General features: G+C 60.2%; 15 protein-coding genes. All 15 read left to right on the top strand.

Going from position 1 to position 16,545, the window contains the following annotated elements; all coding sequences use genetic code 11:
* Positions 1 to 194: 194 nt before the first annotated feature.
* The 15 genes from wrbA (at position 195) to A6D6_RS07650 (ending at position 16,533) form a co-directional block, all read left to right on the top strand.
* Positions 195 to 869, top strand: a complete 675-nt coding sequence (gene wrbA, locus A6D6_RS07720) for an NAD(P)H:quinone oxidoreductase (RefSeq protein WP_159660389.1) — start codon at positions 195 to 197, stop codon at positions 867 to 869.
* A gap of 107 nt (positions 870 to 976) precedes the next feature.
* Positions 977 to 1,984: an ABC transporter substrate-binding protein gene (locus A6D6_RS07715; protein WP_159660388.1), complete on the top strand. Its 1,008-nt coding sequence runs from the start codon at positions 977 to 979 to the stop codon at positions 1,982 to 1,984.
* A 32-nt stretch (positions 1,985 to 2,016) separates the two neighbouring features.
* Positions 2,017 to 3,033: an ABC transporter substrate-binding protein gene (locus tag A6D6_RS07710; RefSeq protein ID WP_159660387.1), complete on the top strand. Its 1,017-nt coding sequence runs from the start codon at positions 2,017 to 2,019 to the stop codon at positions 3,031 to 3,033.
* A 219-nt stretch (positions 3,034 to 3,252) separates the two neighbouring features.
* Complete coding sequence (locus A6D6_RS07705; protein WP_159660386.1) at positions 3,253 to 4,299, top strand: aromatic ring-hydroxylating dioxygenase subunit alpha; 1,047 nt, start codon at positions 3,253 to 3,255, stop codon at positions 4,297 to 4,299.
* Positions 4,296 to 5,657: an amidohydrolase family protein gene (locus A6D6_RS07700; protein WP_159660385.1), complete on the top strand. Its 1,362-nt coding sequence runs from the start codon at positions 4,296 to 4,298 to the stop codon at positions 5,655 to 5,657. The genes A6D6_RS07705 and A6D6_RS07700 overlap by 4 nt, the downstream gene beginning before the upstream one ends.
* Positions 5,657 to 6,865 (top strand): MFS transporter, encoded by a 1,209-nt coding sequence (locus A6D6_RS07695; RefSeq protein WP_159660384.1) that lies wholly within the window; start codon positions 5,657 to 5,659, stop codon positions 6,863 to 6,865. The genes A6D6_RS07700 and A6D6_RS07695 overlap by 1 nt, the downstream gene beginning before the upstream one ends.
* A 5-nt stretch (positions 6,866 to 6,870) precedes the next feature.
* The gene (locus A6D6_RS07690) at positions 6,871 to 7,854 is read left to right on the top strand and encodes a Rieske 2Fe-2S domain-containing protein (RefSeq protein WP_236564033.1); all 984 of its coding nucleotides are present in this window, start codon (positions 6,871 to 6,873) and stop codon (positions 7,852 to 7,854) included.
* Between the two features lie 796 nt (positions 7,855 to 8,650).
* On the top strand, positions 8,651 to 9,709 hold the full coding sequence (locus tag A6D6_RS07685; RefSeq protein ID WP_159660382.1) for a porin: 1,059 nt from the start codon (positions 8,651 to 8,653) through the stop codon (positions 9,707 to 9,709).
* A 90-nt stretch (positions 9,710 to 9,799) separates the two neighbouring features.
* A complete protein-coding gene (locus tag A6D6_RS07680) occupies positions 9,800 to 10,594 on the top strand; it encodes a cysteine hydrolase family protein (RefSeq protein ID WP_159660381.1) in 795 nt (264 codons plus the stop codon).
* Positions 10,591 to 11,016, top strand: coding sequence for a cupin domain-containing protein (locus A6D6_RS07675; protein WP_159660380.1), 426 nt, complete (start codon positions 10,591 to 10,593; stop codon positions 11,014 to 11,016). The genes A6D6_RS07680 and A6D6_RS07675 overlap by 4 nt, the downstream gene beginning before the upstream one ends.
* Positions 11,013 to 12,644 (top strand): CocE/NonD family hydrolase, encoded by a 1,632-nt coding sequence (locus A6D6_RS07670; RefSeq protein ID WP_201303725.1) that lies wholly within the window; start codon positions 11,013 to 11,015, stop codon positions 12,642 to 12,644. The genes A6D6_RS07675 and A6D6_RS07670 overlap by 4 nt, the downstream gene beginning before the upstream one ends.
* Before the next feature lie 19 nt (positions 12,645 to 12,663).
* Complete coding sequence (locus A6D6_RS07665; protein WP_159660379.1) at positions 12,664 to 13,539, top strand: ABC transporter ATP-binding protein; 876 nt, start codon at positions 12,664 to 12,666, stop codon at positions 13,537 to 13,539.
* A complete protein-coding gene (locus A6D6_RS07660) occupies positions 13,539 to 14,342 on the top strand; it encodes an ABC transporter permease (RefSeq protein WP_159660378.1) in 804 nt (267 codons plus the stop codon). The genes A6D6_RS07665 and A6D6_RS07660 overlap by 1 nt, the downstream gene beginning before the upstream one ends.
* Positions 14,343 to 14,365: 23 nt before the next feature.
* Positions 14,366 to 15,718, top strand: a complete 1,353-nt coding sequence (locus A6D6_RS07655; RefSeq protein WP_159660377.1) for an FAD-binding oxidoreductase — start codon at positions 14,366 to 14,368, stop codon at positions 15,716 to 15,718.
* Entirely contained in the window at positions 15,715 to 16,533 is an 819-nt protein-coding gene (locus A6D6_RS07650) for a creatininase family protein (protein ID WP_159660376.1), read from the top strand. The genes A6D6_RS07655 and A6D6_RS07650 overlap by 4 nt, the downstream gene beginning before the upstream one ends.
* Positions 16,534 to 16,545 lie beyond the last annotated feature (12 nt).

Genomic DNA, 16,545 nt, shown 5'->3' with positions numbered 1-16,545 from the left:
GAGAGAACCATATCGCTTGGTGGAAAGGGAGGGAAGCGCTTCCTTAAGGTAGATGAAGAGACGTGAAACCGTGATCAAAAAAAGGGCGGACGCACAAATATAACGCACCAATCCAGCAAGATTTTATCGGGGAGCAGGCTATTTTCGCCGTGGCACGAGAGTTGCCTGTATACATTTTTTCTGAGGATTGTGCGATGACATCGATTGATCCGGACAGCGCCACCGTGTGTGTGATCTGCGACTCCCGCTACGGCAGCACCCTGGCGCTGGCACGGGAAATCGCCGAGGGGGCGGGCAGCAGTGGCGCCCGGGTCCGGCTCTGCCGGGTGGAACTGAGCGAGCCGGAATTCAGTGTCGATAGTGAGCGAGCCGACTACCGGGAGGCACAACGAATCTATCGTGAACTGCCCCGCGCCACGGTGGACGATTTGCGTTGGGCCAAGGGGATTGTTTGGGGGGCGCCTACCCGCTACGGCCTGATGAGTACGCCGTTGCGCGCCTTTATCGACGAAGTGGCCCCGTTGTGGCGGGAAGGCGCTCTGATCGGCAAGGTCGGCGCCGCCTTCACCTCCACCGGTGGCATGCATTCCGGTAACGAGATGACGTTGCTATCCCTGCTGCTCCCATTCATGCAGCACGGGATGATCATTGCCGGTGTACCGCATAGTGTTCCCGCGCTGGTGCGCACACGTAAGGGCGGCTCCCCCTATGGCGCCTCGGCGGTCACTGGTTTCGATGGCACCTGGTCCGTGGACGATAACGAGAAGGCGATTGCCCGCGCGCTGGGGGCGCGGGTGGCGCGACTGGCCGCGCAGGTACGTCCGGAGCCGGCATCGGTGGAACTGGCTGCCGCCAACCGGGAGCCCTGAAAAGGGGCATGCCTCACGCTCCTTTTTGTGGCCGTAAAAGGCGGCACGAAGGTTGCTTGCATACAAAGCCGAGGGCCGATCAATACTTTTTTGTGGAGTCTGAAATCATGTCATTCGGTTTTTTAAAGCATCTGTTCGGATATCGTCGCACTGGCCTGGGGGTGGTCATGGCGGCGATTGTGGGGAGCGTCGCGGGCGGTGTTCAAGCCGACGACAAGGTGACCATGGGCACCAGCTGGTACGCGCAGGCGGAGCACGGCGGATTTTATCAGGCCAAAGCCACGGGGATTTACAAGAAGTACGGTCTCGACGTGAACATCAAAATGGGTGGGCCCCAAGTGAATGGCCTGCAGTTGCTGGTGGCTGGGCAGTACGACTTCACCATGGGGTATCCGATCCGCAATATCAATGCGGTGAAGGAGGGGCTCCCGGTAGTAACCGTGGCGGGGACCTTCCAAAAAGACCCCCAGGGACTGATCGCCCATCCGCAGGTGGCATCGCTCGAAGACGTTAAAGGGCACACCGTGCTGATATCCACTTCGGCGCGCACCACCTACTGGCCCTGGCTGAAAGCTGAATACGGTTTTACCGACGACCAAGCCAAGCCCTATACCTTCAGTCTGGGTCCCTTCCTGGCTGACAAAGAGCTGGTGCAGCAGGCGTATATCAGCTCCGAGCCTTTCGCCGCGGAAAAGGGTGGCGTCAAACCGAATATTTTCCTGTTCGCGGATCATGGTTATCCACCCTATGCGGCGACATTGGAAACCCGCAGGGATCTGGTCGAGGAAAAGCCGGATGTGGTGCGCCGATTTGTCCAGGCCACCCTGGAAGGCTGGAAGAGTTACCTGCAGGACCCGCAAGCAGGTAATGCCCTGATCAAGAAAGACAATCCGCAAATGACCGATGAACAACTGGCTTTCGGTATCGAGAAGTTGAAGGAATTCGGCATCGTCACCGGCGGGGATGCGGGGGAGAAGGGCATTGGTTACATGAGCGATGAACGCTGGAAGAAGACGTTCGACTTCATGGTGGAAGCGGGCCTGGTCGATGGCGACGCGGATTACCACAAGGCTTACACCCTGGAATTCCTGCCGCAAACACCGGTACTTCCCTAGGACACCTGCCTCTGTTGGTGAAAAGGAGAACGATGATGGCATTTTCCCTTAAGACCTGGACGGGCTTTCCGGCTGAACATCTGCGCGGGTTTTTGCTGTGCTGTGCTTTATTGATTCCGGCTCTGGCGGTGGCGCAGCCGCCGTTGACCAAGATCACTTTTGGCACCAACTGGTTCGCCCAGGCGGAACATGGTGGTTTCTACCAGGCCAAGGCCACCGGGATCTACGAGAAGTACGGACTCGATGTGACCATCACAATGGGCGGGCCGCAAGTGAACAACTTGCAGCTTCTTCTTGCCGGGCGGCAGGATTTCACCATGGGTTATCCGATCCGCAACCTCAACTCGGTGAATCAGGACATGCCGGTGGTGACCGTGGCGGCGCCTTTCCAAAGCGACCCGCAGGCATTGCTGGCGCACCCTCACATCACCTCGCTGGAGGAGATAAAGGGGCAGCCGGTGTACGTTTTCTCCGGTGCTCAGCAGACCTTCTGGCCCTGGCTGAAGCAGCGTTTCGGCTTTTCAGATGACATGATTCGCCCCTATACCTTCAGTGTCGCGCCGTTCCTGGCGGATAAGACCGTGGTGCAACAGGGGTATGTGACCTCGGAGCCATTCGCCATGGAGCAAGGCGGTGTCACGCCATCCATCTTCCTGTTCGCTGACTACGGCTATCCCCCTTACGCTCAAACCATCGAAACCACCCGGGAAATGATCGAGGACAACCCTGAGGTGGTGCGTAAGTTCGTGCGGGCGTCCATGGAGGGCTGGAAGAGCTACTTTGAAAATCCAGCGCCGGCCAATGTCCTGATCAAGAAGGATAACCCGGAGATGACCGATGCCCAGATCGCCTTTGGCATCGGCAAGATCAAGGAGTATGGCCTGGTGGTCGGTGGTGATGCCGCTAGCGAAGGGCTTGGGGTGATGACGGATGACCGCTGGAAAGCCACCTTCGACTTCATGGCGAAGGCCGGTCTGGTACCGGAGGGTATGGATTATAAACAGGCCTATAGCGTGGAATTCCTGCCCGATCCGCCAGTGATGCCATAGCCGCCCGATTTGATGGCATGGTAACTGCATACATTTTTTGACATGGCGGTATACCGCTATGTGTTCATGGTGGCGAGGCACAAAGCGGTGCATGACTCGTCACCTTACCTGAGGACAAGCCGGCCCTGACCCAGAGGGCGGGGGCTGCCTCGCCTGGGCCCGCTGCCGTTACGGCAGTGCTACCGGACGTGGAGCGGGCCCCGACTGGAGAGATTGGCCATGCTTGCAACTCAACAACCCGTACTGCGTCGTTTCTGGTATCCGGTGATGCCACTGGAACAACTTGACGATGGTCCGAAGCCCTTCCGGCTGATGAACGAAGAGCTGGTGCTGTGGCTCGATTCCGAAGGCGATCCGCACGCCGCCGAGGACCGCTGTGCTCACCGTACCGCGCGTTTGTCCCTGGGCTGGGTGGAGGGCGACAACATTGTCTGTCCGTACCACGGCTGGACCTATGACGGTGGTGGTGGCTGTGTCCGCATTCCACAGACGCCTGATCGCCCGGCGGGCCGTGCCAAGGTCCGTGCCTTCCATGCCGAGGCTCGTTACGGGTACGTGTGGGTGTGTCTCGGTGACCCGCTAACCGATATTCCTCACATGCCGGAAGCAAACGAACCCGGTTACCGGGTGATCCATCAGTTTTATGAAGTCTGGCGCACCGCCGGCCTGCGTCTGATGGAGAATTCTTTCGACAACGCCCACTTCAGCTTCGTGCACCGGGAGAGCTTCGGTCAGTTCGACAAACCGATCCCGGCCAGGCTCAACATCGTCGAGGAGGACTTTGGCTTCCGCTTCGAAACCGTGGCACCGGTGAACAACCCGCCGTTGCAGAAAAAGCTGTTGAAGATGGACAGCGATACCACCGAGCGCCACATGACCAGCAAATGGTTCATGCCGTTCGGTCGCAAGCTCAATATCCGTTACCCCAATGGGTTGGTGCACGCGATCATCACCTACGCCACGCCGATCGACGATGAGCATTCCATGATCTGTCAGTGGGCTTACCGCAGTGACTCCGAGGAGGATGCGCCCGCGCAACAGATCATCGCTTTTGATCGTCAGGTAACCGAAGAGGACAAAAGGGTTCTGGAAAGCACAGATCACGATGCTCCTCTGGATACCGCCAGCGGCGAGGAACGTCATATGCCTTCCGATCAACCGGGCATGGTGATGCGCAAGATGCTGATGGCGCTGCTGGCCCGCTTTGGTGAGGAAGAAGCGCGCGTTTCCGGGGCCCGCATTCCGATGAAGGAAAAGGCGTCATGAGCGACCTGCTGATTCGCGGCGCCGAAGCGGTGATGACCGGTCTTCCTGGGGATCAGGCCCGGGCGGGAGCGGTGGATCTGCGTATCCGTGATGGTGTGATTCAGGAGATGGCGGCGGGGTTGATCCCCGCCGCTGATGAACGGGTAATCGAAGCGCGTGGCTGCGTGGTCTACCCGGGTTGGATCAACACTCATCACCACCTTTTCCAGAGTCTGCTGAAGGCGGTGCCGGAAGGCATCAACGAGCCGCTGTTCGGCTGGCTCGGCGCGGTGCCTTATCCGCGCCTTACCCGCATTCGCGATCGTCATCTGGAAACGGCGGCGATGGTGGGGTTGGCGGAACTGTTGCTCTCCGGCACCTCCACCTGTGCCGATCATCATTACATCTACTACGCCGGCCTCGACAGTGAGATGGGGGATGTGCTGTTCGAGGTGGCGGATCGTTTGGGACTGCGATTCGTATTGTGTCGTGGCGGCGCCACGGAGAAAGGACGGCACCCGGGTTATCCAAACAATCTGGAACCGGAGAGTGTCGACGACATCATCAACGATGTGCAGCGACTACGCGAACGCTATCACCAGACGGGGCCCGCTCCCATGCAACAGGTGGTGATGGCGCCAACCACGCCGACCTTTTCGGTGAATCCCGCGGTGCTCAGGGAGCTGGCCCGGGCCGCCCGATCCATGGGGGTTCGGTTGCACAGTCACCTGTCGGAGACGCGGGACTACGTTACCTACTGCCGGGAAGTGCACGGCATGACGCCGGTGCAATTCTGTGCCGAAAACGAATGGCTCGGGAACGATGTGTGGTTGGCCCATATGGTTCATGTGGCGGACGACGAGCTGCCGCTGTTACGGCAAACCGGCACCGGGATCGCCCATTGCCCGCAAAGCAATTGCCGCCTGGGCAGCGGCATCGCCCGTGCCCCTGAGATGTCACGCCTGGGGATTCCGGTATCGCTGGCGGTGGATGGCGCCGCCTCCAATGAAGCCGCTGACATGATTCAGGAAGCGCATCTGGCATGGATGGTACATCGGGCCAATGGCGGCGCCGATGCCGTTACCGCCGAGGAGGTGATCGAATGGGGTACCAGGGGTGGCGCCCGGGTGCTGGGACTGGAGGGCATCGGCGCACTGAACGTTGGCGGCGCCGCGGATCTGGCTATCTATGATTTGGATCAGCCGCGCTACTTCGGTGTGCACGATGTGGCGGTGGCGCCGGTGTGCGCGGGAGGCAGCGCATCGTTGCGCCATCTGTTGGTGAACGGCAAACCGGTGGTGGAGAACGGGACTATTCCGGGACTGGATATGGAAGCTTTGCGAGAGCGGGCCGCCATGGCCACGGCGGAATTGCAGTGATGAATCCGGCGCAGCAAACGCCTCTGGCAAAGCGTCCGGCGTTGTGGTGGTTGGCGCTGATGGTGCTGCTGGCGGGCCTCAACCTGCGTCCGCTACTGACCACGCTCGGCACCAATCTGGAAGTGATTCGCATGGATCTGGGGCTGTCCAGTACCCTGGCCGGGGCCCTGGCGGCGATACCCACACTGTGCATGGGGTTGGTTTCTCTGGCTGGTGGCTGGGTAATCGCCCGGCTCGGTGTCGGCGCTGGCATGCGTCTGGCGTTGCTGCTGATCGCGGTGGGCTGCGCCCTGCGTTGGGCCGGTGACTGGCTACCAATACTGGCTTTGGCGACGGCGCTGGCCGGATTGGGAATCGCCTGTGGTCAGGTGCTGATTCCGGTAGTGATCAAGCGGTATTTCCCGTCCCGGGCGGCACTGATGATGGGAGGCTACACCACGGCCATGAACCTGGGGGCGGCCCTGGGGGCGGTCGCCGCGCCTCTGGCGATCAGCTCCCTGGGGTCCTGGCGGGCCTCGTTGGCGGTCTGGGCATTGCCGGCGCTGCTGGCGGCGCTGCTGTGGCCGGGCCGACTGCGGGTACTCACGGACCCCGGAGCGATGAGCATGCCTTGGTGTAGTGCTATCGGTTGGCGGATGGCGTTGTTTCTGGGAACCGGTTCATTGGCCTACATGACGTTGCTGGCCTGGCTGGCGCCGTTCTACATGGCGCTTGGATTTACTCAGGAACAGGGTGGAGCCATGTTGGTGGCGTACACCACGGCGCAAATCGCCGGCGCTTTACTGGTGCCTCCGATCGCGCAACTGCAATTGGACCGGCGGCCGGCTTTGGCCCTGACACTGGCATTACTGGCGGTGGGACTGGCCGGTTTGTGCTGGGCGCCAACCTGGGGCGGCGGCAGTTGGGTGATGCTGGCCGGGTTCGGACTGGGGGGCTCTTTTCCTCTGGCCCTGACGCTGCCGCTCGATTATGCCCATACGCCGACGGAGGCGGGCCGGCTTTCCGCCATGGTGCTGGGATTCGGCATGCTAATGGGGGCGGGCGGACCGCTTTTGTTTGGCGTATTGCGGGATGGCTTCGGCTTTTCCGTGGCGCTGTTTTTTTTACTGCTGGCCACGGTGGCCTCGTTCCTGCTCGGCCTGACCTTTCGACCGTCGAGGGATGCCACTGACACATTGACCGTTGATGTAAAGGAGATATCCCCGTGAATGTTATGGAGCACGCGGTATTTCGCTGTTTCTGGTACCCCGTCATACCGATGTCGGAACTGAAACAGGGGCCGCGGCGGTTTGAGTTGCTCGGCCAGGCGTTGGCATTGTTTCTCGATGATGACGGCGTTCCGGCGGCACTGGAGGACCGGTGCTGTCATCGCACCGCTCGCTTGTCCCTTGGCGAAGTGTGTGACAATGCCATTGCCTGCCCTTATCACGGGTGGCGCTACAACCGGGACGGGCAATGTGTGCTGGTGCCACAGATGCCGGATCGTGATCCGGGGCCGAAACGTCGGGTCAAGGCGTTCTCCTGCCGGGAGAAGTACGGTTATGCCTGGGTGGCGCTGGAGGAACCGCTGTTCGATATTCCGGACTTTCCAGAGGCCGCCGATGATCGCTTCGTCCTGATCCATGAGTTCTACGAGGAGTGGCGGGTTTCCGGCCTGCGGGTGATGGAAAACGAGCTGGATATGGCACATCCCAGCTACGTGCATTTGGGAACCTTTGGCAGTCCCGAGCATCTGGTGGCCGAGGACGCGAAGATCGAGGAGTTTCCCGGTGGTTTTCACTATACCGGCAGACTGGGGGTCAAGCAGGCGCATCATGCTCAGGATCGAAACAACGAACGTTTCCTGGACTGCAGTTGGTATGCCCCGTTTATCTGCCGGTTGCGTATCAACTATGCCGACGGGCCAGCTCACGTGATCATCAATTGTCAGGTGCCGTTGGCCGATAACCGTTCCCAGGTGGTGCAGTTCTGTTTCCAGGAAGATGATGGTGCCGGTATTGATGAAGCCGCGATCCTGGCCTTTGATCGCAAGGTGACGCTGGAGGATAAGCACGTTCTCGAAAGTACTGACGCGGATGTGCCTCTGGATCCCCGTGACGAACGGCATATGGTGTCGGATAAGCCGGGACTGGTGATGCGGCGCATGATTCAGAGCCTGATAGAAGATCACGAAACCCAGGCGGTTGCGGTTCAGTAGCGCCTTTCCCAATGCACCTTCTTTAACCGGGGTATGCCCCGGTTTTTTTTGGTTCATCGATGTTTAGAGCCAAACGGTCTTACCTTCCATCATGGACAGCGAAGCCGTGTTATGCCTTTTCAGGAACGTCGTGAAGCAGGTTCCACAAAGGCGTAACACGGCTCCGCTTTGGGAAAGGGGGCCTGTCCACCGCGAGCAAACCAGTCCACCGGGATGGAAGGGCTCCGTGCGGAACCGTTTCCCGATGGAGGCACTCTTTCCCTTCATTCCGCGATAGACCTTTTTAGGCCTCAAGAAAATGTCCGGAGAATTTCACGGCGGAATACTGATGGTCGGCGGCAAAAACGATGCCTTTTTGTATGCACGGCGAACTAAAAAAGGTATCGGTTGTGGACGATTTTGAAGACGGAAAAGCCCTATGGTGGGGCGAAATAACGGCTTCCTTGCCCTTTTAAAGCGCGTCTTTGGTTTTTTCCGTAAGGTTAATAAAAAAACAAAAAATTAAAATTCAATAAGCTGTTGTTTTTCCTCGTTAAATCCTTGTGGCATGCATTTTGAAAGGTTTTCGATGTTCTGTATGCAAGACCGATTCGGTTGCACATGCGAACGGGATTCGGCGCCGTGCTGTTGAGGGGCCGGCACATTGCTCTAGGGGAACGAAGAGCATTTTTGGTATCGGACTCCAGTCATGAGGAGGCAGGTGCGGTAAGGGAACGGTGAAACCTTCGGAATCACCGGATGCCCACCGGCCTCATGAGTGGCGGGTATGTCCTGGCTGATTTGACGAGGAATAGACGTGAAACTGAAGAAACAAGCTGCAATCATTCTGGGTGCCGCCGCGCTGATGTCCGCCGCCGGCCCGGTGTCCGCCGACGCGAAAGTCTCATTCTACGGTCTGCTTGATCTCTGGGCAGGTAGCGCGGGTAACAAAACCACGGGGGACGACACCCTCAAGATGGACGCGGGTGGTATGGCCACCTCGTTTCTGGGGTTCAAGGCCAGCATGGATTTGACCCCGGGGATTACCGGCATCGCCGCGGCGGAGATGTTCTTCCGTCCGGATAACGCGGAGGATGGACGCTATGGTGGTGACGAATTCTTCGCTCGCAGTGCTTATATAGGTGCCACCGGCGATTTCGGCACCATCAAGGCGGGACGAAATACCGCGCCGTATTACCTGCCAATGGTGTTCAGTAACTCGCTGGGCGGTTCCTTCACCTTTTCACCCTCCATCCTGCATTCCTTCCAGGGGGGTAACTATGGCCCGATCATGGGGGACTCCGGCTGGAGTAACTCCCTGGCCTACACCACCCCGGAGATGGGCGGTCTGACCGCCACCTTGATGTACGCCTTCGGCGAGGAAGAAGACGAACACGGTGAGAACAAGGTCGGTGGTAACGCGGTTTACCGCAATGGCAAGTTCATGGCCACCGTCGCCGCGCACAGTATCAAACAGGGGGCGCTGGCCGTCGGCGATGTCAGCGCCGGCGAGTACGGTGCTATTCCGGACGCCACCGATCAGGACGCGGTGATGGTCGGGGTCGCGTATGACTTCGACATTATCAAACTGTTTGCTCAGTACCAGAATCTGGCCACCGATACTCTCAACGGTGACGTCGACACCGATACCTATGTCTTCAGTTTCGCGGTGCCGGCAGGGGGTGGTTCGGTGCTGGGCTCCTATGGCTATTCCGATTTTACCGGAGCCTGGGAAACGGAGCGCGATACCTGGTCCATGGCCTACAGCTATCCACTGGCCAAGCAGTTGGATCTTTACGCCGTGTTCATGCACGACGACATCGAGATCATTGGCGATGCCGATACCTACGGCGTTGGCGCGCAGTTCCGCTTCTGAGTTTATTTCCCGCCAGGGGGGTATCGGCGTCCCTCTGCGCCGGTGCTCCAAGGCGGGTTCTTTGAGCAAGCAACGAAACAAGGTCGTGTCATGAGTCAATCGGATTCCCTCCATCCTCTGCCGGCCGGGGGCAAGCCCTGGAACCGTTGGCGGGTGAGTGACGGCCACGCGGATCTGAGCCGCGCCGGCCACCGGGTGCGTCCACTGACGATTCCGGCGCAACCCAAGGCTATTACGTTGGATCTTTCCCGAACCGCCATTCTGGTAGTGGACATGCAGAACGATTTTTGCAGCGCCGGTGGCTGGCTCGACCACATCGGTGTGGATTATCGGCCGGCAAGGTCGCCGATCGATCCGTTGTGCACGGTGCTGCCGGTGTTGCGCCAGGCCGGCGTGCCGGTGATCTGGATCAACTGGGGCAATCGCCCGGACCTCGCCAACATCAGCCCGTCCCTGTTGCACGTCTATAACGGGTCCGGCCAAGGCGTCGGACTCGGTGACACGGTGCCTGAAACCGGTGCCCCGGTATTGGAAAAGGACAGCTGGGGAGCGGCTATTGTTGAGGCGCTGACGGTGGCCGAGTCGGACCTGCGCGTCGACAAGTACCGCATGAGCGGCTTTTGGGATACACCGCTGGATTCGATACTGCGCAACCTGGGTGTCACGACTTGTCTGTTCGCCGGCGTCAACGCCGATCAATGCGTGTTGCACACCCTCGCCGACGCCAGTTTCCTCGGCTACGACACCATTTTTCTGGAGGACTGCTGTGCCACCACGTCTCCGCCATTTTGCTGGGAGGCCACGGTGTACAACGCACGGCAGATATTTGGATTTACCGCTCTGGCCAGCGATTTCCGCCGGGCGCGGGAGGAGATGACGTCATGATGCCGCTGTTCAAACATCCCGAACAGTTCGAGGCGTTTCGCATCAAGGAAGGCGAAAGCAATCGTCTGGTGGTGATTTGTGATGAACCCGGTGACGGTCTTGGTTTCATCGCCTGTGTTGAAATTTTTGACGAAGGCGGCACCACGCCGCCGAACACTCATAAGGAGGCGGACGAGTTCTTTTTCGTACTGGACGGAGAAGGGCGCGCCCGTTGCGACGATCAATGGGTCACATTACGCAAAGGGGACGCTCTTGTGGTGCGGGCCGGCTCCGAGCATGTGGTGGAGAACATCGGTAAAGGCCGGTTCTATACCCTGACGGTGATGGTGCCGGACGAGCGCTTTTCTAAATTGATCCGCTCCGGAGTGCCGGACGTACTGGATCAGGAGGATCTGCGCGTGTTGAAAGGGGCCGGACAGTGAGCGGGATTTTGCCCGAAACGGTCAGCATGCGCACCCGCGACGGCGTGCGTCTCGACGCTGACCTCTATCGTCCTCCAGGCGAGGGCCCTTTTCCTGTTTTACTGATGCGCCAGCCCTATGGCCGGCGCATCGCGTCCACGGTGACCTATGCGCATCCGAGCTGGTATGCCGATCGCGGTTATCTGGTGGTGATCCAGGACGTGCGTGGACGCGGCACTTCGGAAGGTGAATTCGAGCCGTTTATCCACGAACGGGATGACGGCGAGGATACCCTGGAGTGGCTGACCACATTGCCGGACAGCAATGGCCGGGTCGGCATGTACGGTTTTTCCTATCAAGGCGCTACCCAGTTGTTCGCCGCCGCCAGCCGTCACCCGGCCCTGAAAGTCATGGCCCCGGCCATGTGCGCTTTTCATTTGCAGCGGGACTGGGCCTACGAAGGCGGGGCGTTGCGGTTGTACAACACCATGAGCTGGGCGGCGCAACTGGGCGCCGAGACCGCCCGTCGCGAAGGCGACGCCGACCGTTTCAGCACTTGCTATGGCATTGGTCATGGGCCTTCCGCCGCGCAGTTGATCGACCCGGCGGCGCCGGCGCTGCGCGAAGCTCTGGCGGGTACTTTCTATGGCGACTGGCTGGACCAACCGCTTGACAGCGGTTATTGGGTCGAGCGTTCGCCGGGCGCCATGCTGGAGGGTGTCGATATTCCGGCGCTGCATGTGGGCGGCTGGTATGACTGCTTCCTCACCGGCACGCTGGCGGCGTTCCGGCATTTCCAGCAGGGCCGTCAACCGCAGCGATTGCTGGTGGGTCCCTGGGGGCATCTGCCCTGGATTCCGCAGGTCGGACAGCGCTGGTTTGGCGACAGCGCTTGTTCCCCGGTGGACGATCTTCAGTTGCGCTGGTTCGATCATTTTCTCAAGGAACAGAACAACGGCGTCACCGACGAAACGCCGGTGTCGCTGTATGACCTGGGCGAGCGGCGCTGGCGCGATTTTGCCGACTGGCCACGGCAACCGTCGGTCAAGCAGTATCTGGTCAGCAACGGTCGTGCTGGTATCGAGCCACACGGCGGCTTTCTTTCCGCCGAGCCGGTGGCGACGGACCTGATCGAGGATGTCTGGGTGCACGACCCCTGGCGTCCGGTACCGACGGTGGGGGGGCACCTGCCGCCATCGCCGGGGATTCAGGATCGCACCGCCGTTGATGCCCGGCCGGATGTGCTGACCTATACCTCAGCGCCGTTGAGCGAGGATTTATTTTTGGCCGGCGAGGTGCGGGCGACGCTCCATGGCGCCGCCGATATGGCCAGCTACGATCTGAACGCGGTGTTGTGCGAGGTGGATCGCCAAGGCCGCTCCCATAACCTGACTCAAGGCCATGTGCGGGTATCCGGCGATGGTTCCGCGACGGTCCCATTGCGCGCGCTGTGTGCCACGGTCGCGGCGGGACACCGTCTGCGCCTGAGTATCAGCGGCGCCTGCTATCCCGGCTATGCGCTTAACGATGGTTCCGGCCGCGTACAGGGCGATAGCCGTTCCTGCGATTACCCGATTATGACTTTGCGGTTGCTGGCCAGTGAAAGCTGGCTGGAGCTGCCGGTGGTGAGTGCCACTGATCAGGGCTGACGAATCCGAAGGGAGACCCATGATGAAAGAACTCAAGGCGATTCGTGATGAGGTGGTGGTGCCGATGGCCGCGGCCACGGATACCCACGCCAGCGCGAGCGGTCACGCTGGCGGCCGCCCGGTGGTGGAGGTCGCCGATGTCGACAAGGTGTACGCCAACGGCACGGTGGCATTGAAGCAGGTGGATCTGACGGTCCGCGAAGGCGAATTTGTCAGTCTGCTCGGCCCCAGCGGTTGCGGTAAGTCCACGCTGCTGCGGGTAATGGCCGGTCTTGGTGAGGCCTCCTCCGGCACGGTGAAGTGGTGGGAGCAGGATTATCAGGTAGTGGGACGCAAAGGGCGAAAGCTGGCGTTTGTATTCCAGAACGCCACGCTGATGCCGTGGGCGCGAGTGCGCAAGAACGTACGTTTGCCGTTGGACCTGGCCCATGAGCATGGTTCGGACTCGGAAGCCCGCATCGATCAGGCGTTGGAAATGGTGGGGCTGAGCAAGTTCGGCAACGCTTATCCGAGGGAGCTGTCCGGCGGGATGCAGATGCGGGCCTCGATTGCCCGAGCCATGGTCACCGAGCCGAATCTGCTGCTGATGGATGAACCGTTCGGTGCGCTCGATGAGATGACCCGTAACCGGCTCAACGACGATGTCCTGCGTCTGTGGAAGGAGAAAGGCTGGACCGTGGTGTTCGTGACGCACAGCGTTTACGAAGCGGTGTATCTCTCCAATCGGGTGGTGGTGATGGCGGCGCGCCCGGGCCGGGTGGTCGAGGACGTCAGGATCGATGCGCCTTATCCCCGCGGTGCCGAGTTTCGTGTGTCCACCGAGTTCGCGGATTACTGCCGGCGGGTGTCCCTGGCATTGGAAAAAGCCAGTGCTCAAGGCGAGGAGGCCCACTGATGAAACAGCCACTATTGCAAAATGAACGCTTCGTTCAGATCGCCGCGCCGTTGTTCGTGGGTGTGGTGTTTCTGTGCTTTTGGGAGCTGGCGGTACGCGCCGCCGAGCTGCCGGTGTATATCCTGCCCGGGCCGGTGGCCATCGCCAAATCCTTCATCACCGACTGGGCGGTGCTGTTTCACAGCCTGATGATGACATTGAAAGTGACGGTACTGGCGTTCGTTATCGCCGTGGTACTCGGCACGGCCGCCTCCTTGCTGTTCGTGCAGAGCCGCTGGATCGAGGTGAGTCTGTTTCCTTATGCGGTCCTGATGCAGGTGACTCCGATCGTCGCCATCGCGCCGCTGATTATCATCTGGGTCAAGGACACCACCTGGGCGCTCACCGTATGCGCGGTGATCATCGCGATCTTTCCGATTATTTCCAATACCACGCTGGGGTTGCGCAGCGTGGATCCCAATCTGATGAGCATGTTTCGTATGTATCGGACCGGCCGCTGGCAGCAGCTGATCCGCCTGCGCATACCCAGTGCCCTGCCGTATTTTTTTGGTGGCATGCGCATCAGTACCGGCCTGGCCCTGATCGGCGCGGTGGTGGCGGAGTTCGTGGCCGGCACCGGCGGCAGCCAGGCCGGGCTCGCCTATTTGATTCTGCAGGCGGGCTACAACCTGAATATCCCTCGCATGTTCGCCGCTCTGGGCCTGATCACCGTCACCGGCATTCTGCTGTTCGCGTTGATGGTGTGGCTGTCCGACCGGGTACTGCGTAACTGGCATGAGAGCGCTCTCAAGGTAGAGCAATAACAGATTCGACAGGGAGCCATGCAATGGACCAAAACACGATACAGCGGTTGGCGGTGGACCTGGGTGATCTGGATCTGATTACCGACGGTAATGCCTTGCAGCGCTACTCCAAGGACTTCTCCTGGTTCAGCCCGGTGCTGACCGAGGCGTTGGACGGCAAGCAAGCGGACGCCGTCGTTCGCCCCACCAGTGAGGAACAAGTACGCAGAGTGGCCGCGGCTTGTTATCGCCACCGGGTGCCGCTGACATTACGCGGCAGCGGTACCGGGAACTACGGTCAGTGCACGCCATTGCGTGGCGGTGTGCTGATGGACATGAGCGGCCTGAACAAAGTGCTGTGGGTGGCCGGCGGCGTGGCCCGGGTGCAGGCCGGAGCCCGGTTGGTGGACGTGGATAACGCCGCCCGGGAAAAGGGTTGGGAACTACGCTTGCTGCCGTCCACCTATCGGCTGGCCACCGCTGGTGGTTTCTTTTGCGGTGGTTTTGGTGGCATTGGCTCGATCACCTACGGTTCCATTGGCGATCCCGGCAATGTGCTGGGGGTACGGGCCATGAGTCTGGCCGAACAGCCGGAGTTGACCGAGTTCCGGTCCGCCGAGGCCCGGGATTTATACCACGCTTATGGCGTCAACGGGGTGATCACCGAACTGGAATTCGCGCTGACACCGGCGATGAACTGGCAAGAGGCCGTGCTCAGTTTTCCCTCCTTCATGGAAGGCGTGCGTTTTTGTCAGACATTGGGGCGGGCCACCGGCGTCATCAAAAAGCTGTTGACTCTGCTGGCGGATCCGCTGCCGCAAATGTGTGGTCTGGGTAAGGACGTGGACGAGGGGCGCACCGCCGTATTGTGTCTGGTGAACCGTGCCGCCATGGAGGCGGTGGAGGAAATCGCCGCCAACTTCAACGGGCGCATCGAACGTCAACAGGATAACGCCGAGGTCCATGGCACCGCCAAGAGCCTGGTGGAGCACACCTGGAATCACACCACGCTGCACATCCTGCGCAAGCACAAGGATATCACCTACCTGCAAAGTGGCTTCCGGCCCTGGGAGAATGTGGAAAAAGTGGAACAGATGTACCGGCACTTTGGTGACGAAGTGATGATGCATCTGGAATTCCTCAAGGCGGACGGTGCGGTCACCTGTAGCGGCTTGCAGGTGATCCGCTACACCACCGAGGCGCGCCTCAATGAGATCATTCAGTATCACCGGGATAACGGTGTCCACGTCAGCAATCCGCACACTTATATCCTCGAGGATGGCGGCAAGCTCAGCGTGGATCCGGGACAGTTGGCGATGAAGCAGCGGCTGGATCCGGCCGGTCTGCTTAACCCTGGCAAGATGCGCAGCTGGGACGAAAAAGGAGCGGCGGCATGAGTCAATTGAACGGTTGCGTTCCTCCCCATCGTTTTCTGCCGTACCTGACCGCGCCGGAGATCGAGGCCCTGCCGGACAAAGCCAATACCGTGATCGTCTTGCCGATTGGCGCCATTGAGCAGCACGGCCCGCATCTTCCAATCTGTACCGACACCGCCATCGCCACCGAGGTAAGCGGCCAGGCGCTGGCGGCCTTGCCGGAGTCCGTGCCGGCGTTCGCCTTGCCGCCGGTATGGTGTGGTAAATCCAACGAGCACATTCAGTTCTCCGGAACAGTGATACTCAAGGCGGATACCTTGCTGCGGGTGTTGTGGGACATCGGCGAGAGTGTGTACCGCATGGGCTTCCGCAAGCTGGTGCTGGTCAACGGACACGGCGGTCAGCCTCAGGTGGTGGAGATCGTGGCCCGTGATCTGCGCGCTGAGTACCCGGATTTCTGTTTGTTTCCGGTGTTCACCTGGGGCGTGCCAAACCGGGCGGGGGAGTGTCTTTCCGAGCGAGAAAAAGCCGAAGGCATTCACGCCGGTCGCGCGGAAACCAGCTTGATGTTGGCGTTGACGCCGAATCATGTCCATCTGGACCGCGCGGTGGGGGAGTACCCCTGCTCGCATCATCATGGCCTGCTCACTCCGGAAGGGCGTTTTCGTTTTGCCTGGTTGACCCACGATCTCAGCGCCAGCGGCGTGGTCGGGGATCCGGAGGGCTCCAGTCGTGAAGAAGGAGAGATGGTGCTGGCCTCCCTGGTGGAAGGCTGGGTGGCGGCGCTGGAGGAAATTCACCGGTTCCGCATGCCGGCGCAGCGAGCGGATCAATAAGAGGGCGAGTCG

It is taken from the genome of Alcanivorax xiamenensis (assembly GCF_009846745.1).
GTDB lineage: Bacteria > Pseudomonadota > Gammaproteobacteria > Pseudomonadales > Alcanivoracaceae > Alloalcanivorax > Alloalcanivorax xiamenensis.
The sequence above is the reverse complement of the archived record's forward strand: the minus strand, read 5'-3'. Positions and strand labels throughout refer to the sequence as shown.